Here is a 22,700-nt window from a genome sequence, read left to right on the forward strand (position 1 = left end):
TGCCTTAAACCGGACGCCAGCCATGCCCTTGACCGTCACCCTGCTTTCGCTGTGCCAGGCGCTGCTGGTCAGCGGCAACATTCTGCTGATCGCTGTGTCGCCATTGATCGGTGTGCGCCTCGCTCCGGGGCCGGCCTGGGCCACCGCGCCGGTGGCCACTCAGCTGCTGGGCCTGATGTGCGCGACGATACCCGCCTCGCTGATCATGGCCCGACTGGGGCGCAAGCGCGGTTTCATGCTCGGCAACCTGCTGGGCATCGCCGGGGTCGGCGTAGCGGCCTGGGCGCTGCAAGCCGAGCGGTTCGTCCCGTTCATGCTGGGAACCTGGCTGATCGGCGTGGGTATCGGCTTCGGCACTCTTTACCGCTTCGCCGCGGTGGAGGCCGCTCCGCCGGTCTTGCGCGATCGCGCCATCGGGCTGGTGATGGGCGGCGGAGTACTGGCGGCCTTCCTCGGCCCGTGGCTGGCCCGGACCAGCCGCGAACTCACCGACGTGCCCTTTCTGGGCAGCTTCCTGGGCCTCGGATTGCTCTATGCCCTGGCGCTGGTATTGCTCGCCTTCACCCGCCTGCCGCCAGCCCAGCGTACTCACGGCGAGGGGCCGGCGCGACCGCTGGGGGAGATCCTGCGCCAGCCGACATTCATTGTCGCCGCGCTCAGCGCGCTGGTCGGCTACGGGGTGATGAACCTGGCGATGACCGCCACGCCACTGGCCATGCAGCGCGCCGGCTTCACCTTCGATCACGTGGCCACCACCATTCAATGGCATGTGCTGGCGATGTTCCTGCCGTCCTTCGTCACCGGCCGGCTGACCGCACGCTTCGGCGCGCCGAGGATGATCGCCATCGGCTGCCTGCTGCTCGCCGGATGCGGCGTACTGGCCCAGTTCGAGGTGGGGCTGTACGGCTACTACGCGGCGCTGGTACTGCTCGGGCTGGGCTGGAACCTGACCTTTCTGCCCGCCACCGGCCTGCTTACCGAGACCTATCGCCCGGCCGAGAAGGCCCGCACCCAGGCCGCCAACGAGTGCCTGGTGTTTTCCACGGTGAGCCTTACCGCACTGCTTGCCGGGCCGCTCGAAGCCGGCCTCGGCTGGGCCGGCCTCAATGCCGTGTTGCTGCCGCTTTCGCTGTTACCGCTGGGCGCGCTGGCCTGGCTGCGACTTGCCAGCGGCGCTCAACGCCCCCAGATTAGAGGCTGAATTTCTCGGCGGATCTCGATTCCATGCGCCAGACCCTGGCACGCGAAGTCAGCAATCTCATCGAACGCGGCCGTGACCGCCAGCTGCGCCTGGCAGTCACCGGGCTATCCCGGGCCGGCAAGACGGCCTTTCTCACCTCGCTGGTCCATCAGCTGCGTCACGCCGGGCTCGAGGCACGCCTCGACCTGTTGCCGGCGGCCCGCGAAGGGCGCCTGCTCGGCGCCCAGCGCATCGCCCAGGCGGACCTTGGCATACCGCGCTTTCCCTACGACCAGGCGCTGGCCGCGCTCGATGCCGAGCCGCCGCGCTGGCCCGACCCGACCCGCGGCATCAGCGAGCTGCGCCTGCGCATTCGCTATCGCCCCGAACGCCACGGCCTGTTGGCCGGTTTCGCCAGCGACAGCGCGACCCTGACGCTGGATCTGTTCGATTACCCCGGCGAATGGCTGCTCGACCTGCCGCTGCTCGAGCACGACTACCTGAGCTGGTGCGAGCGCCAGCAGGCCTCGTTGAGCCCGGCGCGACGCGAGCTGGCCAGCGACTGGCTGGCCGCGATCGACGCGCTCGACCCCGCGGCCAGCGCCGACGAGGCCCGGCTGGCAGGCATCGCCGAGCACTATGCCGGTTACCTGCGCGCGGCCCGTGAAGCCGGCTTCGCCGACCTGCAGCCGGGGCGTTTCCTGCTGCCCGGCGATCTCGACGGTGCCCCGGTACTGCAGTTCTTCCCGCTGCCGGGCGTCGGCGAAGCGGACCGGGCGCGTCTCGAGGCGCTTCCCGAGGACAGCGTCTACCGCACCCTGGCGCGGCGCTTCGCCTATTATCAGCAGCACGTGGTCAAGCCGTTTTATCGCGAGCACTTTCGGCGCTTCGACCGGCAGATCGTGCTGGTGGACGTGCTCGGCGCGCTGAACGCCGGGCCGGAACGCTTCGAGGACCTGTCGCGGGCCCTGGCGACGCTGATGAAGAGCTTCGACTACGGCAAGCGCAGCCTGCTCACGCGGCTGTTCGCGCCGCGCATCGACCGCCTGGCGATCGCCGCCACCAAGGCCGATCACGTTACCCCCGAGCAGCACGGCAAGCTGGTCGCTTTGCTCGAGGCGCTGCTCGCCGAGCCGATCAAGGACCTGCGCTATGCCGACATCCCGGTACGCGCGCTGTCGCTGGCCTCGCTGCGCGCCACCGAAGTGCATGAAGTCAGTCAACAGGGAACGCGCATCCCGGCACTGCGCGGCACCGACCTGGCCGGCGAGGCGCACTTGGTGTTTCCCGGCGAGGTTCCGGCGCGCCTGCCCCGCGCCGACTTCTGGGCCCGTCAAGGCTTCAGCTTCACCGCCTTTCGTCCGCTGCCCCGCGCCAGCCGCGGTGACGGCCTGCCGCACATTCGCCTGGACGCCGCCCTCGACTGGCTGATCGGAGACAAACTGACATGAGCGACCCGCGCCCCCAGCAGCGCTTCACTCTCGAAAAAAACCTCGACGAACCCGACGCCGCGCGTGTCGGCGCCCACCCGGACCCGCGGCCGGCCGAGCACTACCCCGTCGAGCTAACGACCCAACGCCGCGACGCGGACGAGGCGCTGCCCCCGACCACCGGCGCCGCCCTGGAGCGTGGGCTGGGACGACCGCGCAAGCGCCGCTGGGGGCTTTTGACGCTGCTCGGCGGCAGCCTCACGCTGGGCGCCATCGAAGCCGGCGAGACGCTCTACCGGGCCTCGCTGGGCGGCGATTGGCTGAGCGGCGCCTGGAGCCTGCTCGGGCTGCTGGCACTCGCCCTGGGTGGCTCGGCGCTGCTGCGCGAGTTGTGGCGGCTACGCCGGCTGCGACGCCATGGCGCGCTACGCCAGCGCCTCGAGGGGCTGGACGCCGAAGCCGGCCGCACCGAAGCCGGCCGCGAGGCGCGCCAACTCGCCGAGTCGCTGCGCGAGCAGATGCAACTCGACCGCGACCATCCCCACTGGCAGGCCTTCCTGCAAGCGCATCAGTCCCACCACGACGGCGCCGAGACACGTGCGCTACTGGCCCATCATGTACTCGCTCCGCGCGATCGAGAGGCGCGCCGACTGATTTCGCGAATGTCGGGGGACACCGCGGTGATGGTCGCGGTCAGCCCGCTGACGCTGATCGACATGCTGTTGGTCGCCTGGCGCAACCTGGCGATGCTCGAGCGCATCGCCGCGCTGTATGGCCTGGAACTCGGTTACGCCAGTCGGCTCAAGCTGTTTCGCCAGGTGCTCGCCAACCTGGCCTTCGCCGGCGCCAGCGAAATCGCCTCCGAGGCCAGCATGGAGCTGTTCTCGATGAATCTCGCCAGCAAGCTCTCGGTACGCGCCGGCCAGGGGCTCGGCGTGGGGCTGTTGTCGGCGCGCCTGGGGCTGCGCGCGCTGCGCCTCACCCGTCCGCTGCCGTTTGCCGACGCCGAGGCGCCGCGCATCGCCGATCTGCGCAGCGAACTCTGGCAGCGCCTGCGCCGGCTCGAGACACCCGGCGAGAGCGACCGGTCCGCGTCGCATCGATCGGAACCATGAGCCGAGGCGCTCCCGTCAGCGCCGGACATCACCGCCAGCGGTCGGTTCAGGCGCCTGCTCGACGGGTGGGTCCTGCCGCTCCAGCCAACCTTTCACATATACACGCTGCACGAGGATCATGCCCAGCACGATCAATGGCTCGGCCACCAGCATGCCCAACAGCCCGGCCACCAGCCCCAGCCATACCTGCACGATCAATAACAAACCGGGTGGAATACTGACCGCCTCGCGCTGGATGAGCGGCGTGACCAGATAACTTTCCAGCGTCTGAACGCCGGTATAGAGCACGGCGACATGCAGCATGGCCGTCGAATCGACCGAAAAGGCCACCAGCAAGGCGGGAACCGCCGAAAAGAGCGGTCCCAGATAGGGAATGAACGATAGCAGCGCCGCCAGCAGACCCAGCGACAAGGCCATCGGGATTCCCAACGCCCAGAGGCCAACGCCCGCCAGCAAGCCTACGGCAGTCATTGAAGCAAGCCGACCAAGCAGCCACCAGGCCAGCTTGTGCTTGATGGCTTCCAGCACGACGGCCGCACCCTCGCGATGTGCAGGCGTGATGAGCTTTATCAGACCGGTTCGATAGATCCCGGGATCGAAAGCGATGAACAGACCGATAAACACCACCACCACGACGTTGAGCAACGCCCCGAACGTCGTCGAGAACACCGTCGAGACCCGTGTGGACCAGCTACTGAGATTAGCGTCAGGCGACGGATTCTCGCTGATCCATTCGATGATCTGCGAACCCATCGGCCACTGGCTTAGCATCGTCTTCAGCTCAACCAGCGAGCCGGGCAGCGTCTCGGCGAGTTGCTCGAACTGTTGGCCAATGCTGAACGCGAAGTTCACACTGAAGGCGGCGAGCAGGCCGCTGATCACAAGCAACACGACCAGCAGCGCCCAGCGACGGGACAGAAAACTATGCCGACATAGCCAACCCGCCGGAAGTGAAAAGGCCAAGGCCAGCAGCAAGCCCACGAAGACCATCAGCAGGATTTCGAAACCGAACCAGAGCGTGGCCAGTATCGCCACCGTGGCAGCGGCAACGCCGGCCGCTATCCAGACCTTGCGCGTATAGTCACGCAAGCGCTCGCTGTTCGCTGCCATGATGACGCTCCTTGTCACAGGACAATGGCATAACGCGGCTACCTCGCCGCGACATTCAACGCGAAATATTCGCGCAACCGCCGGGCGACGCCGGACGAGTGGTGGTGGCCAATGCGCACGGCACCGGGAATCCGCCGTGCAAGCTCGGGATGGGCGTTTTCCATGATGAAGCCATGACCGACCAACGCCAGCATCTCGGCGTCATTGAGGTTATCGCCGAACGCCAGGCAACGCTCGGCGGGGATTTCGAGGCGCGCCATCAGGCGCTCGAGGGTGGCGCCCTTGTTGACACCCTCGGCCATGATCTCCAGCGAGTCGGCCATCGAGTAGGTCACGTGCAAACGCGTGCCCAGGCTGTCGTTGATGCTCTGCTCGAGGGTCGCCAGGGCCTCGGGATCGCCGATACACAATACCTTGCCGACGCCGCTGCCATCGTGGGCTTCGAGATCGGCGATCCGATAGCGAAAACCGCTGTGCGCGTGCAACGCCATCAACTCGGGAGCCGGCGCGTCGATCAACCACTCGTCGCCGGTATAGAGATTGAGCCGAATCGCGGCATCGCGGGGCAGCTCGACCAGCGCTCGGACCAGTTCGGCCGGCACCCACTGCTCGGCAATCAGGCTGTCGTCGGGCGCGTAGAGATGCGCGCCATTGGTGCTGATGACATGGGCGGGGACACCCAGCCTCCGGCGGAACGCGGCAATATCGTGAAAGTGGCGGCCCGATGCCAGCGCCAGATGATGGCCCTGGGCAGCCAGGGCCTGAAAGGTCTCGATGGTCAATTCATCGAGACCGTGCTGGGCATTGAGCAGGGTCTTGTCCAGATCGGTGACAATCAGATGGGACTGCATGCAGTTTCCTGTGACCAGTTTGTCACTCAGGCTACCGCAAAATGGCCACTCGGTAACGGCGGAGATCGCAAGTCCCCGCCGATCCACTTTGCCGACACCCCTGACGCTTGCCGGGCCGGGTCCTCCTCAGCCCGCCTGGCGTTCGTGCTTGAGGCATGCCACGGCCTCTCGCGCCAATGGCGACAGATCCGAGCCATCGTCGTCCAGGTAGGCGATGATCCGGGCCTTCATGCTGCGGGCCCAGAATTTCTGCAGGTGCATCGCCACGCGCTGCGCGGCCTGCGCCTTTTCACCGTGCTGGTTGGCAGCGATCTGGTTGACCATCTTGATCAATTGCTGCAGTTGCTGATCGCTCATCGGGCATCTCCCTGCGGCGAATCCTGAGTGAGGTCACTTGAGCGTGGTGACGGCGGGCTCGGCTGACAGTCCGAGTCCGAGATGGGCCTGCTGGCGCTCGTCGAAATGCCGGAACTGCTTCTGCCATTGCGACGGCTGCGACACGGTCTCCACCTGCACCGCGGTGACCTTGTACTCGGGACAGTTGGTGGCCCAGTCGGAGTTGTCGGTGGTAATCACGTTGGCGCCGCTGCCCGGATGGTGGAAGGTGGTGTAAACCACCCCCGGCTGCATGCGTTCGCTGATCTTGCAGCGCAACACGGTCTGCCCCACGCGGCTGGACACGCCCAGCCAGTCGCCCTCGCGAATGCCGCGCAGCTCGGCGTCGCTGGGATGGATCTCCAGCACGTCCTCTTCATGCCACCGGCTGTTCTCGGTGCGCCGGGTCTGGGCCCCGACGTTGTATTGACTGAGGATCCGCCCGGTGGTGAGCAGCAGCGGATAGCGCCGGTTGGTACGCTCTTCGGTGGCCACATAGTCGGTGATCGCGAAATGGCCCTTGCCGATGGGAAAGTCCACTTCGTGCATGGTCGGCGTGCCGTTGGGGTGCGCCTCGTTGCATGGCCACTGGATGCTGCCCAATTCATCCAGCTTGGCGTAGCTGACCCCGGTGAACGTCGGGGTCAACTGGGCGATCTCGTCCATGATCTCGGAGGGATGGCTGTAGTTCATCGGATAGCCCAAGGCGTTGGCCAGCTCCTGGGTCACCTCCCAATCCTCCTTGCCGGCTACCGGTGCCATGACCTTGCGTACGCGGTTGATGCGGCGCTCGGCGTTGGTGAAGGTGCCGTTCTTTTCCAGGAAGGTGGAGCCCGGCAGCAGCACATGGGCGTACTTGGCGGTCTCGTTGAGGAAGATATCCTGCACGATCAGGCAATCCAGCGAAGTGAGTGCGCTTTCCACATGCTGGGTATTGGGATCGGATTGGGCGATATCCTCACCCTGCACGTACAGCGCCCTGAAGGTACCGGCAATCGCCGCGTCGAACATGTTGGGGATGCGCAGACCCGGTTCGTCGTCGATCCTGACCTTCCAGACCGCCTCGAAACGCTGGCGCACCGCCGGGTCGGCCACATGCTGATAGCCCGGCAGTTCGTGGGGGAAGGAACCCATGTCGCAGGAGCCCTGCACGTTGTTCTGGCCGCGCAACGGGTTGACGCCCACGCCCTCGCGGCCGAGATTGCCGGTGGCCATGGCCAGGTTGGCGATGCCCATCACCATGGTCGAGCCCTGGCTGTGCTCGGTCACGCCCAGGCCGTAGTAGATGGCGCCGTTGCCGGCGGTGGCATAGGCGCGGGCCGCTTCGCGGACCTGCTCGGCGGGCACGCCGGTTTCGGCTTCCAGCGCTTCCGGTGAGTTGCGTGCCTCGCTGATGAAACTGCGCCAGGCCTGGTAGGCCTCGGTCTCGCAACGCTTCTCGATGAAATCCTGGTCTTCCAGGCCTTCGGCGACCACCACATGGGCCAGCGAATTGATGAGCGCCACGTTGGTGCCGGGTTTCAGGGCCAGGTGCATGCCCTTGCCGCCATGGGGCGTCTTGAGCAGATCGATGCGGCGCGGGTCGGCGACGATCAGCGTGGCGCCCTGGCGTAATCGACGACGCATCTGGGAGGCAAAGACTGGATGGGCATCGGTCGGATTGGCGCCAATCACCAGCATGGTGTCCGCCTTCATCACCGAGTCGAAGGTCTGCGTGCCGGCGGACTCGCCCAAGGTGGTTTTCAAACCGAAGCCGGTGGGCGAATGGCATACCCGGGCGCAGGTGTCGGTGTTGTTGTTGCCGAAGCCGGCGCGGATCAGCTTCTGCACCAGGTAGGTCTCCTCGTTGGTGCAGCGCGACGAGGTGATGCCGCCGATACTCTCGCGCCCGTATTTGGCCTGGGTATCTTTGAGGCGCTTGGCGGAGAATTCGATCGCCTCTTCCCAGGATACGGCGCGCCAGGGCTGATCGATGGATTCGCGGATCATCGGCTCGGTGATGCGATCCTTGTGGGTGGCATAGCCGAACGCGAAGCGCCCCTTCACGCAGGAGTGCCCATGGTTGGCGTCGCCGCCCTTGTAGGGCACCATGCGCACCAGTTGATCGCCCTTCATCTGCGCCTCGAACGAGCAACCCACGCCGCAGTAGGCGCAGGTGGTGACCACGCTGTGCTCGGGCACACCCTGATCGATCACGCTCTTTTCCATCAGCGTCGAGGTCGGGCAGGCCTGCACGCAGGCCCCGCAGGACACGCACTCCGAGTCCATGAAGTCTTCGTTCTGCCCGGCAGCGACCTTGGAGTCGAAGCCGCGACCGTCGATGGTCAGGGCAAAGGTGCCCTGGACCTCCTCACAGGCGCGTACGCAGCGCGAACAGACGATGCACTTGCTGGGGTCGAAGCTGAAATAGGGGTTGGAGGCGTCGGTTTCCGCGTCCAGGTGATTCGCACCGTCGAAGCCGTAGCGCACCTCCCGCAGGCCCACCGCACCGGCCATGTCCTGCAGTTCGCAGTCGCCATTGGCCGGGCAGGTCAGGCAGTCCAGCGGATGATCGGAGATGTACAGCTCCATGATGTTGCGGCGCAGCTTGGCCAGCTTGCCGTTCTGGGTGGTGACATTCATGCCCTCCGCTACCGGCGTGGTGCAGGAGGCCGGATAGCCGCGCCGGCCCTCGACCTCCACCGCGCACAGCCGGCAGGAACCGAACGCTTCCAGGTTGTCGGAGGCGCACAGCTTGGGAATGGTGATACCCGCCAGGGCCGCCGCGCGCAGCACGGAGGTTCCCTCCGGGACGCTGATCTCCGTCCCGTCGATGGTCAGGGCGATATGTTGCTCGGAGAGCCGGGCCGGCGTGCCCAGATCCTGGGAGAAAGCGTCTTTGTTGGGATCGAAATAATTCAGCATGGCGAACCTCCACGGGAGCGGGTCAGGTCGTCCGGGAAATGTTTGAGTACGCTCTGCACCGGGAATGGCGTCATTCCGCCCATGGCGCACAGCGAACCGGCCACCATGGTGTCGCAGAGATCGGAAAGCAGTTCGAGATTCGCGGCGCGGTCGTCGTCGGCGCGAATGCGGTCGATCACTTCCACACCGCGCACCGCGCCAATGCGGCAGGGCGTGCACTTGCCGCAGGACTCGACGCTACAGAACTCCATGGCGAAGCGGGCCTGCTCGCCCATGTCCACGCTGTCGTCGGACATCACCACGCCGCCGTGGCCGACCCCTGCACCGACTTCGGCGAAGGCTTCGTAGTCGAGCGGCAGGTCCCACTGGCTTTCGGGCAGGTAGGCGCACAGCGGACCGCCGACCTGCACCGCACGCAACGGGCGTTCGCTCGCGGTGCCCCCACCGAAATCTTCCATCAGCTCACGCAGGGTAGTGCCGAAGGCCAGCTCCACCAGCCCGCCGCGCTTGACGTTGCCGGCCAGTTGCAGGGCCAGGGTGCCACGGGATTTGCCCATGCCGTAATCGGCGTAGGCCTGGCCGCCCCGGTCGAGGATGAACGGCACCGCCGCCAGCGACAGCACATTGTTGACCACCGTGGGTCGGCCGAACAGGCCCTGGATGGCGGGCAGTGGCGGCTTGGCGCGCACCATACCGCGCTTGCCTTCCAGGCTGTCGAGCAGGGAGGTTTCCTCGCCGCAGATATAGGCGCCGGCGCCGAGGCGCACTTCCAGCTCGAAATGCTTGCCGCTACCGCGGATATCGTTGCCCAGATAGCCGGCCGCGTAGGCCCGCCGGAGAGCTTCGTTGACGACTCTGTGGGCGAGTGGGTATTCCGAGCGTAGATAGATGTAACCCTGGGTGGCGCCCACCGCCAGGCCGGCGATGGTCATGCCCTCGATCAGCATGTAGGGGTCGCACTCCATCGCCAGCCGATCGGCGAAGGTGCCGGAGTCGCCCTCGTCCGCGTTGCAGACGATATATTTCCGGCCTTCGGGTTCGTCGTGGACGGTCTGCCACTTGATGCCGGTGGGAAAGGCCGCGCCGCCGCGTCCGCGCAGGCCGGAGCCTTTGACCTCATCGACGATCGCCTGGGATTGCATGGTCAGGGCTTTTTCCAGCCCGGCGAAACCGCGGTGAGCCCGGTAATCGTCGATGGAGAGCGGATCGGTGATGCCGATGCGCGAGAAGGTCAGGCGTTGCTGGCGCTTCAGATAGGGGATTTCATCGGTCAGCCCCCGGGCCAGCGGATGTTCCGCCCCGCCATCGAACAGGCCCGCTTCGACCAGGCCGGCGACATCGTCCGGCTCCACCGGGCCATAGGCGACACGGCCTTGTGCCGTCTCGACCTCGACCATCGGCTCCAGCCAGAACAGCCCGCGGGAACCGTTGCGAACCAGCTTGATATCCCGCTCGCGGCGCGTTGCCGCCTGCGCGATCAGCGCGGCCACCTCGTCGGCACCCAGGGCCAGGGCGGTGGTGTCGCGGGGCACATAGACAGTCACGGTCATCACTGCACCTCCAGGATCGAGGTGGTGAGCCGGTCCACCAGGCGATCGAACTTCTCGGCGGTGACCCGCCCGTGGATCTCATCGTCCACGCGGATCGACGGGCCGCAGGCGCAGTTGCCCAGGCAGTACACCGGCTCCAGGGTGAATTCGTTGTCACGGCTTGTCTGGTGATAATCCACGCCCAGCTGCTGCTTGACGTGGGCTTCGAGCTGACGGCTGCCCACGGACTGGCAGGCTTCGGCACGACACACCTGCACCACGTGGCTGCCCACCGGGTGGCTGCGGAAGTGATGATAGAAACTGATGATGCCGTGGACCTCGGCGCGGGTATGGCGCAACGTTTCGGCAATGATCGGCACGGCCGCTTCGGGAATGTAGCCGCAGCGGTCCTGGATCGCGTGGAGTATCGGCAGCATGGCCCCGGGCTCGTCCTTCAGCGCATCGACTTCCCGCTGAAGCGACTCGTGGGTCCACGCCTGCGGCTGGCGTTTGCCGGAAGGCGTCATGGCTAGGCTCTCATCAAGCTGATTATTGTAATGCAATGAAACATTGCCCAGGGTAGGCGCGGATTGCCGGTCGCGTCATTCGCATGTCGCTGAGCGACTGTTTCAATGCCTATGTTACCCATGAACAATCTTGCTTAATTATTGCAGTTTAAATAGGCTGTTTACTGAACATAGCACGCCGCAACGGCCCCATAAATATGAAAGACAATGCATAGAAAAAAACTGCATGCCTCCCCTGCCTGGTTGTTCAAGACCGAAACCGACGAGCTGCTAGACCCGGCGCTCTTTCGCTTGCTGAAAAGCGTGCACGATAGTGGAAAACTGACCTTGGCGGCACAGCAGACGGGCATCTCCTATCGTCACGCCTGGAACCTTCTCAAGCGCGGCAATGACTTTTTCGGCGTGCCGCTGGCGGTAAAGCGCAAGGGCCACGGCACTCAGCTTTCGCCCCTCGGGGAGACACTGTTGTGGTCCGAGCAGCGAATCAAGGCGCGCCTGGGGCCACAGATCGACAGCATGGCCTCCGAACTCAACATCCAGCTCCAGCAACTGCTCGCCGGCGCTCACCCCGTGCTGCGCCTGCATGCCAGCCATGGCTACGCGGTGGCACTGCTGCCGGATTTCTCGGACCGGGTCGAACTGGATCTGCAATACACCAATCCCACGGAGGCCTTGCGCGCGCTGGCATCGGGCGAATCCGACCTTGCCAGTTTCCATTTCCCGGCCTGCCCGCGGTTGGCCGATCAGGTCATGGCGATCTACAAGCACCAGTTCGACCTGAACAATCTACGGGTGATCCGCTTCGTCACCCGCAGGCAAGGGCTGATCATTCGCAGCGACAGCCGCGGGGCCATCACCGGGCTGCAGGACCTCACCAGACCGGGTGTCCGCTTAATCAACCGCAATCGGCATTCCGGGACGCGTATCCTGTTCAAGCTGTTGCTCGATGAATGCGGCATCACCGAACGCCAGCTCCACGGCGCCGAGCGCGAGGAGTTCACCCACACCGCGGTGGCCGCCTATGTCGCCGCCGGAATGGCCGATGCCGGTTTCGGCGTCGCGGCCGCCGCCGCCCAGTTCGGCCTCGAATTCCTCGATCTGGCCACTGAACATTACCTGCTGGTGTGTCAAGAGGAGCGTCTCCGGCAGCACAATATCCGGCAGTTACTTTCGCTGATGGCATCGCCGGAATTCCTGGCGGAGATCGACAAGCTGCCGGGCTATGCACCGGATCGCTGCGGCGAGATATGCACCTTCGCCGAACTGCTCGGTGGCGACCGGCAATAAGCGACCGAGCGCCAGCCGCGCGCTCGGCCTATCCTCTTAAGCCAGTCGCCTCTTAAAACAGCGCCGCCGCCTTGGCCAGCGCAATGTATAGCCCGATCAAGAACGGTACGCCCACACCCAGCCAGGCCAGCACGCCACCGACACCGAACTTGCCCCGCGCCGCAGTTTCGGCGCTACCCGAGACGCTGTCGTCATGCTGCAGGGAACGCTCGTGCGCCACTTCCTCGGCGCTCATCCGATCGGATTCCTTCACCGGCCGTACCAGTGCATTGCAGATCAGCCCCAGGAACAGCAAACCGGCCATGATGTAGAGGGTTCGATCGTAGACCAGGGCGGGCTCCACGCCCGCTTTCAACTGAGCTTCGCGCAGGGCGGCAATGATCAACGGACCTATCAGGCCGGCGGCGGTCCAGGCCGTCAGCAATCGCCCATGGATCGCACCGACCATCTGCGTGCCGAAAATATCGGCCAGATAAGCCGGCACCGTGGCAAAGCCACCGCCGTACATACTGAGAATGATGCAGATGGAAATGACGAACATGCCCGCCATGCCCAGTTGCCCCCAAGTGGGCAGCAGAGAGTACATGACAATGCCGATAACGAAGAAGCAGTAATAGGTATTCTTGCGGCCGATCTTGTCGGACAGCGACGCCCAGAACAGCCGGCCGACACTGTTGAACAGGCTGATCAGCCCCACCAGGCCGGCTGCGGCAGCCACCACGGCCGCCTTCTGCGCTGCAGTGAGCCCAGCTTGCGTATCTTCGATACCGACCAGGGCACCGCCGAATACGTCCTGCAGCATGGGGCTGGCCATGGAGATCACCGCGATACCGGCGGTCACGTTCAAAAACAGCACGCCCCATATCAACCAGAACTGCTTGGTCTTCCAGGCCCGATTGAGATGAACGTGACCTTTCGTGATCATGGCATTGGATTTGGCGTCTTGCGAAGGCTGCCAACCTTTGGGGTGCCAACCGTTGGGCGGAACACGAAAGCCGATGGCGCCGCTGGCCATGACGATGGTGTAGATGACGCCCATGGTGATCAGCGTCATGGCGACGCCGGTGCCACCATCCGAGGAATAGTAACTCATCAGCAACACGGCGAGCGGAGCGCCGACCATCGCACCGCCGCCGTAGCCCATGATGGCGAAGCCGGTGGCCATGCCGCGTCGATCCGGGAACCACTTGATCAGCGTGGATACCGGTGTGATGTAGCCCAGGCCCTGACCAATGCCTCCGAGGACACCCGCCCCCAGGTAGACCAGCCACAGCTGATGCACCATCACGCCAATGCCGCCGACGATCATGCCGCCGCCCCAGCACAGTGCCGCGATGCAGCCGGCCTTGCGAGGCCCGGCATGCTCCAGCCATGCGCCCCAGATTGCAGCGGAGACACCCAGCATGGCGATGAAGATCCCGAATATGTAGGTCACTGGGCCACCGACCAGTTGCAAGTGGTCGTCGTCAGCGCCTGCATCAAGCCGATATTGGTGCAGCTGGCCGGTGCATTGGCAATCTCGTTGCTCATCGGCAGCCAGAACACCGAAAAACCGTAGGCCATGCCGATACACAGATGGATCGCCAGGGCCGCCGGAGGAACCGACCAACGGTTGAAGTTCGGCCCTGCTATCGTGCGCTCGCGGGCAAAGAAACCGACATCGCCCCTTGCCGACGATGTCCGCGCATCGCCTCTCGAAATACCGTCCATGAGTCGTCCTCTTGTTTATTGTGACTATCGATTAGCCAGGCATTAACTCATGCCCGGGGTACGCCTTGGGCATGGGGATTGATCGACCGGTTCCGCCCGGAAAGGCAGTCGACGCCGCAACACGTATGGTTCACGCCCCATACGAGCTCAGGCCATTCACTGACGATGTTCAGCGGGTCATTGGCATAGGAAGGATGCGACGCCGTTGTCTTGCTCACAGGACATGCAATGTTGAAAGTCATGGCACTACTCATTGTTTTTATGAACCAGTCTGCATAAGTGAAGCGCGCTCTCGATTTGCTTCACAGCCATGATCGCAGTTAATGGCATTACCAGCGCAACTAGCGAAAGGTATTATGATTGATAATGCATATGGCCGAAAATAATCAATGAAGATTCGGCGTTCTCGGGTATGGCGGCCTAACGCCGCCGTCTCGTTCAGTGTGGAGCCACCCCGCCGGCGACGCGTTCTGCCCTCTCGCCAAGCACTACGTGAACCAGCCCACCTTCGATGCGCTGGATACCCTGCGCGCCCAACGCCCTGAGGGCCGCCTCATCGAGATTCGCGACATCGGCCAGGCGCAGCCGCAGGCGGGTGGTGCAGGCGCCCACGCTGGTCAGGTTGGCGGCCCCGCCCAACGCGCGCACGAAGGCCGGACCGCGCTCACCGGCGTCTACCGGGGCGCTGGCGGCACCCGCGGTTTCCGGTTCGCGCCCCGGCGTCGGCAGATCAAGCGCGCAATCGCCCAGCGGAACACCGCGTAATACAGCGCGAAATAGCAAAGCCCCACCGGGATCATCAGCCAGCCGTTGGTCGATAGCCCATAGGACAGCGCATAGTCGAAAGCGCCCGCCGAGAAGGTAAAGCCCAATTTGACGTTGAGCAGGTTCATGATCACCATCGACAGCCCGGTGAGCAGCGCGGCGCCGTTGCTGTCGTTGGCGAAACCCACCGCCAGGCCGATGGCGAAGATCAGCGCCAGATTGGCGAAGATCGCGTTGCCGGCATCGGCGATGAAGGCGATGTCGAGCAGGTCAGGCTGACCCAAGCGCAGCAGCAGGCCGGCGACCCAGCTTCTGCAGGCCACCCATGATGTCGAGTTGCATGATGATCTTCCTCCGGGCGTTGTTATTGTCGAAAGTGACTGTTATCGAAAGTGACAGTGGCGAATCAGGCGACGACCGGCGCGTCCAGCCAGGCCTTGAGCCGCGCCGCGGGCCGCGCATGCAGCCCGGCCGCCAACGCCAGGGTCACCTCACGGGTGGCCTGGGGCCCCGCCATCGCGGACGTGCCCTCGCCGGACGACTCGGTCGTCGTCTCTGCCGGCGCCTCGAGGCGCATGATCACTTCGCCGCGGCGCACCGTTTCACCGCTGCGCTGCGCGCCGAAGGGCGCCAGCTTCCAGCCGGCCGGCTCGGCAACGACCAGCGGGGTGATCAGACTCATCACCTGCCGGGCGACACGGTCGGCGTCGAAACGCAGCAAAGGCTCGCCGGCCTCGAGTAGCTGGCCGACCTCGACCAGCAACTTAAGACCCGCACCGTCGAGATTGACGGTATCCAGCCCCAGGTGAACCAGCAGCTCGATACCCTCTGCGCTGCGAATCGTCACCGCATGAGCGGTACGCGCGCACTGCACGACTTCCCCGGCACACGGCGCGTGCAGGGTATCGCCCAGCGGGTCGATGGCCAGACCGTCGCCGAGGGTACCTTCGGCGAAGACCGGGTCGGGCACCGCATCGAGGGCGACGAGCACGCCATCCACCGGTGCCTGAATGTCGAATGATGAAGCCATGTTGCCTCCGGCGTCGTTGTTGTCGAGAGAGCGATTGTCGTGAAATGGAATCGGAAAGCGCTCAGCGGGTACGGGTCACCTTCTTCAGGTGGCGCGGCTGATCGGGGTCGCTGCCACGCGCCGCGGCTAGCCCGGCGGCCATGACGTAGAAGCTCTGGATCACCGCAAGCGGCTGCAGCGCGGCATGGCCGGCATCGGCGAGCGTCAGCTCGCGCTGGGCGACGCTTTCGTCGGCGGCCAGCAGGACCCGTGCGCCGACGCTTTTCAGCCACTCGGCGAGTTCAAGCAGACCGGCCTGTTCGGGCCCCGGCGGGGCGAACACCAGCACCCGATAGCCGGGGCCGATCAAGGCCATCGGGCCATGCTTGACCTCGGCGCCGCTGAACGGCTCGGCCTGGATGGCGCAGGTCTCCTTGAACTTGAGCGCCGCCTCCTGGGCAATCGCCAGCCCGGTGCCACGGCCCACCACCATCAGCCGGTCGGCATCGCGCAGCGCTTCGATGGCCGGCGACCAATCCTGCTCGGCCGCCGCGTGCAGCCGTTCAGGCAGCGCCTCGAGGGCGGCGAGCAATTCACGATCACCGTTCCAGTGCCCGAGCAACTGGGCACAGGCCGACAGCGTGGCCAGGTAGCTCTTGGTCGCGGCGACGCTGCGCTCTTCGCCGGCATACAGCGGAATCTCGCGATCGCTGACCTCGCCCAGCGGCGAGCGCGGTGTGTTGACCAACGCCAGCGTCTGCGCCCCGCCGGCGGCCAGCGCCTTCTGGGTCTCGATCAGGTCGGGGCTCTGACCGGACTGCGAGATCGCCAGCGCCAGTTGACCGTCGAGCTTCCAGGGCGCCCGCGCCAGGGTGGTCAGCGACGGCGGCAACGAGGCCACCGGTATGCCGCGGCTCTGCATGCACAGATAGCCGAAATAACTGGCGGCATGATCGGAACTGCCGCGCGCCACGGTGACCACGCCGTGCGGATCGCGCTGGCGCAGCCACTCGCCGAGTTCGGCCAGCGGTTCGGCGTTGCGGGTCAGTTGGCCGGCGATGCGCTCGGGGGCGTTGCGCGCTTCGCTGAGCATCATCGAACTCATGAGTCGTCTCCGGGGGGGAATGGCTGAAGAGCTTGCTGAAGAACCTGCGGGAGGATCGGGCCCGGTGCCATGACCGACGCGCCGGCCCTCGACGTAGACCGCCTCGACCGCCAGTTCACGATCGAGCACCACCAGATCGGCATGACAGCCGCCGGCCAGCCGGCCGCGGTCGTGCAGGCCGAGAAAGTCGGCGGGATGGCGCGATACCCGCGCGCTGGCCTCGTCCAGCGGCAGGCCGATGGCGACCAGGTTGCGCAGCGCCTGATCCATGGTCAGGGTGCTGCCAGCGAGCGTGCCGTCGGCGAGGCGCACCCCGCCCAGGCACTTGGTGACCGCCTGCTCACCGAGCCGGTACTCGCCATCGGGCATGCCGGCGGCGGCGGTCGAGTCGGTGACCGCGTAGAGCCGCGGAATGCTTCTGAGCGCGACGCGAATCGCCCCGGGATGAACGTGCAGCAGATCGGGGATCAACTCGGCGAAGTCGGCGTGCGCCAGGGCCGCACCGACCATGCCCGGGTGGCGGTGATGCAACCCCGTCATGGCGTTATAGAGATGGGTGAAGCCGCAGGCGCCGTGCTCCATCGCCGCCACACCCTGCTCGTAGCTGCCCAGGGTGTGGCCGAGCTGCACGCGCACGCCGCGCTCGCTCAGGTGACGAATCAGCGCGTAATGGCCGGATAGTTCGGGGGCCAGCGTGACCAGGCGGATCGGTGCCAACTCGCACAGTTCGTCGATCTCGTCGATCTCGTCGATCTCGCCGGGCCGGGCATGGAGCGGCTGGGCGCCGAGCTTGCCGGGATTGATGTAGGGGCCCTCGAGATGCACGCCGAGGATTCGTGCGCCCTCGCCGGGGGGCGCTTTTATCAGCGTACCGATCTCGCCGAGCACCCGGCGCACCTCGGCAGCGGTGGCGGTCATGGTGGTGGCCAGCAGGCTGGTGGTGCCGAAGCGCGCATGGGTGCGTGCTAGCGTCGCCACCGCCTCGCCCCCCTCCATGGTGTCGGCGCCGCCGCCACCATGTACGTGCAGGTCGACGAAACCGGGCAGTACGTAGGGCGCGTCGTTGTCCGCCGGGACCGTCGGCGCGCCGTCGATCCCGACGATGCGGCCATAGCGCCAGTGAATCTCGCCCAGACGCCAGCCTTCGGGGGTGAGGATGTTGCCGTAACGCATTGGCTTACCTTTTTATCGAGCCCGATACAGCTCGACCATGAAGTCGTAGTAATCAGTGCGGCAGTAAGTGACGGTGAGCTCGGCCGGGCTGCCATCGGCGAGATAGCCCAGCCGGGTGACCTTGAGCAGCGCCTGGCCCTCGGGCACTTCCGCCAGCGCGGCGAGCTCGGCGTCGGCATTGACCGCGGTGAGGTGCTGCAAGGCGCGCTCCACCGCCTTGCCGCGCGCTTCCAATGTCGCGTAGAGCGAGCGCTCGACGCCTTCCGGCTCGGGCAATACCGCTTCCGGCAGGCAGCTCTCCTCCACCGCCATCACCACGTCGTCGGCCAGGCGCAGTCGCTTGAGCCGGGCCACCCGGGCGTCGCCACGCAAGCCCAGGCGCAGCGCCTCCTCGGTGCTCGGCGCCTCGAGGCGCCGCGACAGCCAACGCGAGCGCGGCGTGAAGCCGCGCTGGGCAAGCAGCTCGGAAAAGCTCGTCAATTTCGTCAATGGCTGATTGAAGCGCGGCGCGATGAACGTTCCCGAACCGTGGGTGCGCCGAATCAAGCCCTGCCCGGCGAGCCTTTCGAGCGCCTTGCGGGCGGTGATGCGTGAAATTTCCAGCGTCTCGGCAAGTGTCCGCTCCGATGGCAGTGCCTCGCCGGCCAGCCAGGCCCCCGCCTCGATGGCGTCGCCGAGTTGCCGCGCCAGCTGGTGATAGAGCGGCGTGGCCATATCGGGATCGAGGGTGATCCGGGCAAAACGGGGATCCATGATTTCTCCGCGATGATCGTTGATCCTGGTTAATAACCACTATAGATCCTGTTAAATACCAGTCAAATACCAATTGGCCTTATATTGGTGCTTTGACGAGGCAGCTACAACCGCGTCTCTCGCCAGCGCGCCCATGCGCTGCTGCATTTCGCCCAACGCCGATCTCGTTCGGCGTCAATTGCATTGCCGGAGGGAAGGCGCGAGCGCTCGCTGCTGCCTTGGGCTGAGAGCACGAGAGCCGTGCGACGATTGGCGGCGGCGGCCCGAATCCGTATAGTGGCTGCTCGTTCCCGCCAACTGTACCGACGCCCCCATGCTGCAGAACAACGCGCTGCTTTCGCAGCTCAAGCAACAGATCCGTGACACCACCCCGCGCGCCGAGGGTGTCATCAAGGCCACCGATCGCGGTTTCGGCTTCCTCGAAACCGACAGCGGCGAGTCCTACTTCGTGCCGCCGCCCGCCATGAAGCAAGTGGTCCATGGCGACCGTGTCGAGGCGATCATCAAGGAGGACGGCGACAAGAAGTCGGTGGAGCCGGAACGCCTGATCGAAGCGGGGCTGGACCGTTTCATCGCCCGCGTGCAAAACCGCGACGGGCGACTCGCGGTGATTCCCGATCATCCCTCGATCAGCAACGCCTTCAAGGCGCGCATCAAGCGCAGCCTCGACGAGGACAGCATCGCCGATGGCGACTGGGTCGTCGCCCGATTGGTGCGCCATCCGCTCAAGCCCGACGATCGCGCCTTCTTCAGCCAGATCGAGGAATTGATCGCCAGGCAGGACGACCCGGCAGTACCCTGGCGGGTGACGCTGGCCCGCCACGCCCTCGAACAGGCCTCGCCGGAAGCCGGCGACGAATGGCCGCTGGCCGACGAAGGACTCGAGCGCGAGGATCTCACCGCGCGCGCGTTCTTCACCATCGACGGCGAGAAGACCCGCGACATGGACGATGCGCTGCATGTCGAGACGTGCCCAGGCGGCTGGCGGCTGTGGGTGGCGATCGCCGACCCCACCGCTTATGTCGCCGAGGGCCATGCCGCGGATCTCGAGGCGCAGACCCGCGCCTTCACGGTCTACCTGCCGGGCCAGAACGTGACCATGCTGCCCGAGGTGCTGGCCGACGACCTGTGTTCGCTGAAGGAAGGCGAAACGCGCCCGACCCTGGCCTGCACGCTGGACGTCAACGCCGACGGCAGCCTCGGCGAGTACCGGTTCTTCGCCGCCCACGTGCGCTCGCATGCGCGGCTGATCTACGACAAGGTCTCCGACTGGCTCGAAGGCCAGGGCGAGTGGACGCCCGAGGCCGGCATCGGCGAACAGCTCAAGACCCTTGAGGCGCTGACCGAAGCGCGCAGTGCCTGGCGCGCCGAGCATGCGTTGGTGTTCAAGGATCGCCCCGATTACGTCTTCGATCTGGACGACGCCGGCAATGTGCTCGACGTGCGCATCGAGGGCCGACGCATCGCCAATCGCATGATCGAGGAGTCGATGATCGCCGCCAACGCCTGCTGCGCGGATCTGCTCGCCGCCAAGGTCGGCCATGGCATCTTCAACGTGCACCGCGCCTTCGAGCCCGAAAAGGCCGATGCCGCGCTCGAGTTCCTCGCCGGCCAGCAGATCGAGATCAAACGCGAGGCGCTCACCGAACTGCCGCGCTATCGCGAACTCAAGCGCGCGCTGGAAAGCCGCGACGATGCCTGGCTGGATGCTCGCCTGCGGCGTTTCCAGGGCTTCACCAGCATGTCGGCCCAGCCCGGTCCGCACTTCGGCCTGGGGCTGGCCGCCTACGCCACCTGGACCTCGCCGATCCGCAAGTACGGCGACATGGTCAACCATCGGTTGATCAAGGGCGTGCTCAAGGGCGAACAGGCGCCGGCCGAGGCCAGCGAAGCGTTGACCGAACAGCTCACCGAGCGCCGCAGGCTGAATCGCATGGCCGAGCGCGACGTCAAGGACTGGCTGTATGTGCGCTACCTGACCCCGGCCGCCCGGGAACAACGCACCTTCGATGCCGAGATCATCAACATCAACCGCGGCGGCATGCGCGTGCGCCTGACCGCCAACGGCGCGACGGCCTTCGTGCCGGCACCGCTGATGCACAGCGAACGCGACAAGGTGGCGATCGACGACAAGGAAGGCCGCATTTGCATCGCTGACGAGGAGCGCTACAAGCTGGGCGATCCACTCAAGGTGGTCTTGACCGAAGCCCGCGAGGAAACGCGCTCGCTGGTGGCGCGCCCGGCCGACTGAACGACGCCCGGCGCTGCAATCCAGCGCGGTGGTGCAAAAAAAACCGTGTACAACGAAAACGGCGGACATCGAAAGATGTCCGCCGTTTTTGTATCGCGCCTGCCCACGCTGTTCAGGGCGTCTCTTCGGGCTCCACCGTATGAGCGCGGCTCGCGAGGGGATGCTCAACAGCTCGCCATGGCGGTATTCCTGAGTCTCCGACATGGCCAGGCGCCATCCATGGCACTACGCACCGTCACGGGGACTCCAGCGCCGACACCGTGGATCTCGGGCTCGTCTCGGCTTTCAGCAACGCCCAACAGATAATGCATAGCCCCAGGTAACCGGCCAACCCACGCGGATCGCGTAGTAACGACTGACTGAGACCGAAATCGATGAAGGCGGCAACGATGACAACGCCGGAAAGCGCCAGCGTGCGCTGCCAGGCCCGCCTGGCGGAGCGCAGATGACGAGAGAACAGCAACAGGGGCACGCCGTACAGGCCCACCAGGCTGATAACGCCCAGCGTGCCACGGCGAGCGGCCGTATCGATGAAATCGCTGTGCAACTGGTCGTAGTCGCTGACACCGCGACTCAGTTCGCCGGCCGCGACAAGCGCATCGCGCGCAGCCTCGAGCCCACCCTCGCCCCACCCGGTAACGGGCCTGTCGGTGAACAGCGCAAGTCCGCCACGCCACATTTCCAGGCGCAACCCCAACGAGGTAGCGGTCTCACCCGCCATGTAATACCCCCGAACATTATCCACGGCCAGCAGCAGCCGAGCGGCGACGCCGGTCTGCGGCAGGCATACCGCCAAGATCAGCAGCCCGCCCAGCACCCCGAAAGCCGCCCATAAGAAGCGCGCAGGCAAGAGTGGCCGAAAGTTACGATAGAGCAGCCAGCTCAACAATGGCAAGGCGATCCAGCCGCCTCGCGTACCCGACAGCAATGAAGCGGCAAGCCCCGCACAAGCCGCCACGCCGAGCAATACGGTCAGCCAGCGAGCCCGACACCGACTGCTGCCCAGCCGACCGAGCATGGCAACCAGCGACAGGACGCCAAACAGCAATGCAAGATTGCCGAAGGGGATGGCATTCATTGAATTGTTGGCGCGGGGCAGCCCCACCCAGCCGCGCTCATAACCGGCGATCAGCCCCGCGCCCAAGCTGGCGGCGAGCAGCCCGAGCAACCAGCCACGCTGGCTCGGCGGATAACCGCGTAACCAGACCAACAGACCCGCCGCCAACAACGGCCACAATGGCAACCAGCCTCCATCGCCACCTTGTGGCAGCGGCCATACGCCGCTACGCGACACATCGGCGAGCCAGACGCCGGAAAAAACCAGCAATGCCAGCAGCAGCAAACCATCCTCACGATCCAGCCGGGCCAGGCAACGGCCGAGCGTCGCGATGAACCCCACCGATGCCGTCAGCGCAGCCGCCACGGGCAACACGGCGAACCCCCACTGCCAGACGATCAGCAAGGCGATGAAAGCAACGCTCAGCATGGTATTAATCGCCGACCACAGCCCTCCGGAGCCACGCCTGGACGACATCCCAGGCTTGGCAGTTCCCCCGAGGAACTGATCGTGGTGTCGCGTTACGCTCAGATTCATATCGGCCCCAGAGCTCCCTTTCCGCCGCCCAT

18 protein-coding genes are annotated in these 22,700 nt (G+C 65.5%); 5 read left to right on the forward strand and 13 right to left on the reverse strand.

Going from position 1 to position 22,700, the window contains the following annotated elements; all coding sequences use genetic code 11:
• The first annotated feature begins 22 nt into the window (after positions 1-22).
• From HALZIN_RS0111605 to HALZIN_RS0111615, 3 genes are read left to right on the forward strand one after another with little or no spacing between them, the layout of a single operon-like run.
• Positions 23-1,201 carry an MFS transporter gene (locus HALZIN_RS0111605; RefSeq protein ID WP_031384379.1) on the forward strand — a complete coding sequence of 393 codons (1,179 nt, stop codon included), beginning with the start codon at positions 23-25 and terminating at the stop codon, positions 1,199-1,201.
• 23 nt (positions 1,202-1,224) lie between these two features.
• A complete protein-coding gene (locus HALZIN_RS0111610; RefSeq protein ID WP_031384380.1) occupies positions 1,225-2,631 on the forward strand; it encodes a YcjX family GTP-binding protein in 1,407 nt (468 codons plus the stop codon).
• Positions 2,628-3,725, forward strand: coding sequence for a TIGR01620 family protein (locus tag HALZIN_RS0111615; RefSeq protein ID WP_031384381.1), 1,098 nt, complete (start codon positions 2,628-2,630; stop codon positions 3,723-3,725). Before HALZIN_RS0111610 ends, HALZIN_RS0111615 begins: the two co-directional genes overlap by 4 nt.
• A gap of 15 nt (positions 3,726-3,740) precedes the next feature.
• Here the strand turns inward: HALZIN_RS0111615 and HALZIN_RS0111620 are convergent, their stop codons facing one another.
• The 6 genes from HALZIN_RS0111620 to HALZIN_RS0111645 all read right to left on the reverse strand — a co-directional run bounded on the left by HALZIN_RS0111620 (position 3,741) and on the right by HALZIN_RS0111645 (position 11,021).
• On the reverse strand, positions 3,741-4,835 hold the full coding sequence (locus HALZIN_RS0111620) for an AI-2E family transporter (RefSeq protein ID WP_035575335.1): 1,095 nt from the start codon (positions 4,833-4,835) through the stop codon (positions 3,741-3,743).
• Positions 4,836-4,873: 38 nt separating this feature from the next.
• The gene (locus tag HALZIN_RS0111625) at positions 4,874-5,686 is read right to left on the reverse strand and encodes a Cof-type HAD-IIB family hydrolase (RefSeq protein ID WP_031384383.1); all 813 of its coding nucleotides are present in this window, start codon (positions 5,684-5,686) and stop codon (positions 4,874-4,876) included.
• Between the two features lie 126 nt (positions 5,687-5,812).
• The gene (locus tag HALZIN_RS0111630) at positions 5,813-6,043 is read right to left on the reverse strand and encodes a formate dehydrogenase subunit delta (RefSeq protein ID WP_031384384.1); all 231 of its coding nucleotides are present in this window, start codon (positions 6,041-6,043) and stop codon (positions 5,813-5,815) included.
• Between the two features lie 33 nt (positions 6,044-6,076).
• On the reverse strand, positions 6,077-8,965 hold the full coding sequence (fdhF, locus tag HALZIN_RS0111635; protein WP_031384385.1) for a formate dehydrogenase subunit alpha: 2,889 nt from the start codon (positions 8,963-8,965) through the stop codon (positions 6,077-6,079).
• The gene (locus HALZIN_RS0111640) at positions 8,959-10,515 is read right to left on the reverse strand and encodes a formate dehydrogenase beta subunit (RefSeq protein WP_031384386.1); all 1,557 of its coding nucleotides are present in this window, start codon (positions 10,513-10,515) and stop codon (positions 8,959-8,961) included. Before HALZIN_RS0111640 ends, fdhF begins: the two co-directional genes overlap by 7 nt.
• Positions 10,515-11,021, reverse strand: coding sequence for a formate dehydrogenase subunit gamma (locus HALZIN_RS0111645; protein ID WP_031384387.1), 507 nt, complete (start codon positions 11,019-11,021; stop codon positions 10,515-10,517). Before HALZIN_RS0111645 ends, HALZIN_RS0111640 begins: the two co-directional genes overlap by 1 nt.
• A 207-nt stretch (positions 11,022-11,228) precedes the next feature.
• Between HALZIN_RS0111645 and HALZIN_RS0111650 the strand changes: the two genes are divergently transcribed.
• Positions 11,229-12,308: a substrate-binding domain-containing protein gene (locus HALZIN_RS0111650; protein WP_031384388.1), complete on the forward strand. Its 1,080-nt coding sequence runs from the start codon at positions 11,229-11,231 to the stop codon at positions 12,306-12,308.
• Positions 12,309-12,360: 52 nt separating this feature from the next.
• On the opposite strand, the gene HALZIN_RS16890 is transcribed toward HALZIN_RS0111650, so the two are convergent.
• From HALZIN_RS16890 to HALZIN_RS0111685, 6 genes are all read right to left on the reverse strand, one after another.
• Entirely contained in the window at positions 12,361-13,917 is a 1,557-nt protein-coding gene (locus HALZIN_RS16890; RefSeq protein WP_236254986.1) for an OFA family MFS transporter, read from the reverse strand.
• A 539-nt stretch (positions 13,918-14,456) separates the two neighbouring features.
• Positions 14,457-14,666: a PTS sugar transporter subunit IIB gene (locus HALZIN_RS18700; RefSeq protein WP_031384389.1), complete on the reverse strand. Its 210-nt coding sequence runs from the start codon at positions 14,664-14,666 to the stop codon at positions 14,457-14,459.
• A gap of 26 nt (positions 14,667-14,692) precedes the next feature.
• A complete protein-coding gene (locus HALZIN_RS0111665; protein WP_031384390.1) occupies positions 14,693-15,106 on the reverse strand; it encodes a PTS transporter subunit EIIC in 414 nt (137 codons plus the stop codon).
• 83 nt (positions 15,107-15,189) lie between these two features.
• On the reverse strand, positions 15,190-15,813 hold the full coding sequence (locus HALZIN_RS0111670; RefSeq protein WP_031384391.1) for a glucose PTS transporter subunit IIA: 624 nt from the start codon (positions 15,811-15,813) through the stop codon (positions 15,190-15,192).
• Between the two features lie 61 nt (positions 15,814-15,874).
• The gene (gene nagA / locus HALZIN_RS18425) at positions 15,875-18,070 is read right to left on the reverse strand and encodes an N-acetylglucosamine-6-phosphate deacetylase (RefSeq protein WP_236254987.1); all 2,196 of its coding nucleotides are present in this window, start codon (positions 18,068-18,070) and stop codon (positions 15,875-15,877) included.
• Positions 18,071-18,082: 12 nt separating this feature from the next.
• Complete coding sequence (locus tag HALZIN_RS0111685) at positions 18,083-18,823, reverse strand: GntR family transcriptional regulator (RefSeq protein ID WP_031384392.1); 741 nt, start codon at positions 18,821-18,823, stop codon at positions 18,083-18,085.
• A gap of 313 nt (positions 18,824-19,136) precedes the next feature.
• Here HALZIN_RS0111685 and HALZIN_RS0111690 point away from each other — a divergent pair, with 313 nt between their 5' ends.
• Positions 19,137-21,074: an exoribonuclease II gene (locus HALZIN_RS0111690; RefSeq protein ID WP_031384393.1), complete on the forward strand. Its 1,938-nt coding sequence runs from the start codon at positions 19,137-19,139 to the stop codon at positions 21,072-21,074.
• A 235-nt stretch (positions 21,075-21,309) separates the two neighbouring features.
• On the opposite strand, the gene HALZIN_RS0111695 is transcribed toward HALZIN_RS0111690, so the two are convergent.
• Positions 21,310-22,560: an O-antigen ligase family protein gene (locus HALZIN_RS0111695; RefSeq protein ID WP_051907493.1), complete on the reverse strand. Its 1,251-nt coding sequence runs from the start codon at positions 22,558-22,560 to the stop codon at positions 21,310-21,312.
• Between the last annotated feature and the right edge of the window lie 140 nt (positions 22,561-22,700).

It is taken from the genome of Halomonas zincidurans B6 (assembly GCF_000731955.1).
Taxonomy (GTDB): Bacteria; Pseudomonadota; Gammaproteobacteria; order Pseudomonadales; family Halomonadaceae; genus Modicisalibacter; species Modicisalibacter zincidurans.

What these genes read in the sequence shown, in the direction of transcription:
- HALZIN_RS0111625 (WP_031384383.1), bottom strand. Translation starts at nt 5,686, where the DNA reads ATGCAGTCCCATCTGATTGTCACCGATCTGGACAAGACCCTGCTCAAT.
- HALZIN_RS0111650 (WP_031384388.1), top strand. Translation starts at nt 11,229, where the DNA reads ATGCATAGAAAAAAACTGCATGCCTCCCCTGCCTGGTTGTTCAAGACC.
- nagA (WP_236254987.1), bottom strand. Translation starts at nt 18,070, where the DNA reads ATGCGTTACGGCAACATCCTCACCCCCGAAGGCTGGCGTCTGGGCGAG.
- fdhF (WP_031384385.1), bottom strand. Translation starts at nt 8,965, where the DNA reads ATGCTGAATTATTTCGATCCCAACAAAGACGCTTTCTCCCAGGATCTG.
- HALZIN_RS0111615 (WP_031384381.1), top strand. Translation starts at nt 2,628, where the DNA reads ATGAGCGACCCGCGCCCCCAGCAGCGCTTCACTCTCGAAAAAAACCTC.
- HALZIN_RS0111645 (WP_031384387.1), bottom strand. Translation starts at nt 11,021, where the DNA reads ATGACGCCTTCCGGCAAACGCCAGCCGCAGGCGTGGACCCACGAGTCG.
- HALZIN_RS0111685 (WP_031384392.1), bottom strand. Translation starts at nt 18,823, where the DNA reads ATGGATCCCCGTTTTGCCCGGATCACCCTCGATCCCGATATGGCCACG.
- HALZIN_RS0111610 (WP_031384380.1), top strand. Translation starts at nt 1,225, where the DNA reads ATGCGCCAGACCCTGGCACGCGAAGTCAGCAATCTCATCGAACGCGGC.
- HALZIN_RS0111690 (WP_031384393.1), top strand. Translation starts at nt 19,137, where the DNA reads ATGCTGCAGAACAACGCGCTGCTTTCGCAGCTCAAGCAACAGATCCGT.
- HALZIN_RS0111695 (WP_051907493.1), bottom strand. Translation starts at nt 22,560, where the DNA reads ATGCTGAGCGTTGCTTTCATCGCCTTGCTGATCGTCTGGCAGTGGGGG.
- HALZIN_RS0111640 (WP_031384386.1), bottom strand. Translation starts at nt 10,515, where the DNA reads ATGACCGTGACTGTCTATGTGCCCCGCGACACCACCGCCCTGGCCCTG.
- HALZIN_RS0111605 (WP_031384379.1), top strand. Translation starts at nt 23, where the DNA reads ATGCCCTTGACCGTCACCCTGCTTTCGCTGTGCCAGGCGCTGCTGGTC.
- HALZIN_RS0111670 (WP_031384391.1), bottom strand. Translation starts at nt 15,813, where the DNA reads ATGGCTTCATCATTCGACATTCAGGCACCGGTGGATGGCGTGCTCGTC.
- HALZIN_RS0111630 (WP_031384384.1), bottom strand. Translation starts at nt 6,043, where the DNA reads ATGAGCGATCAGCAACTGCAGCAATTGATCAAGATGGTCAACCAGATC.
- HALZIN_RS0111620 (WP_035575335.1), bottom strand. Translation starts at nt 4,835, where the DNA reads ATGGCAGCGAACAGCGAGCGCTTGCGTGACTATACGCGCAAGGTCTGG.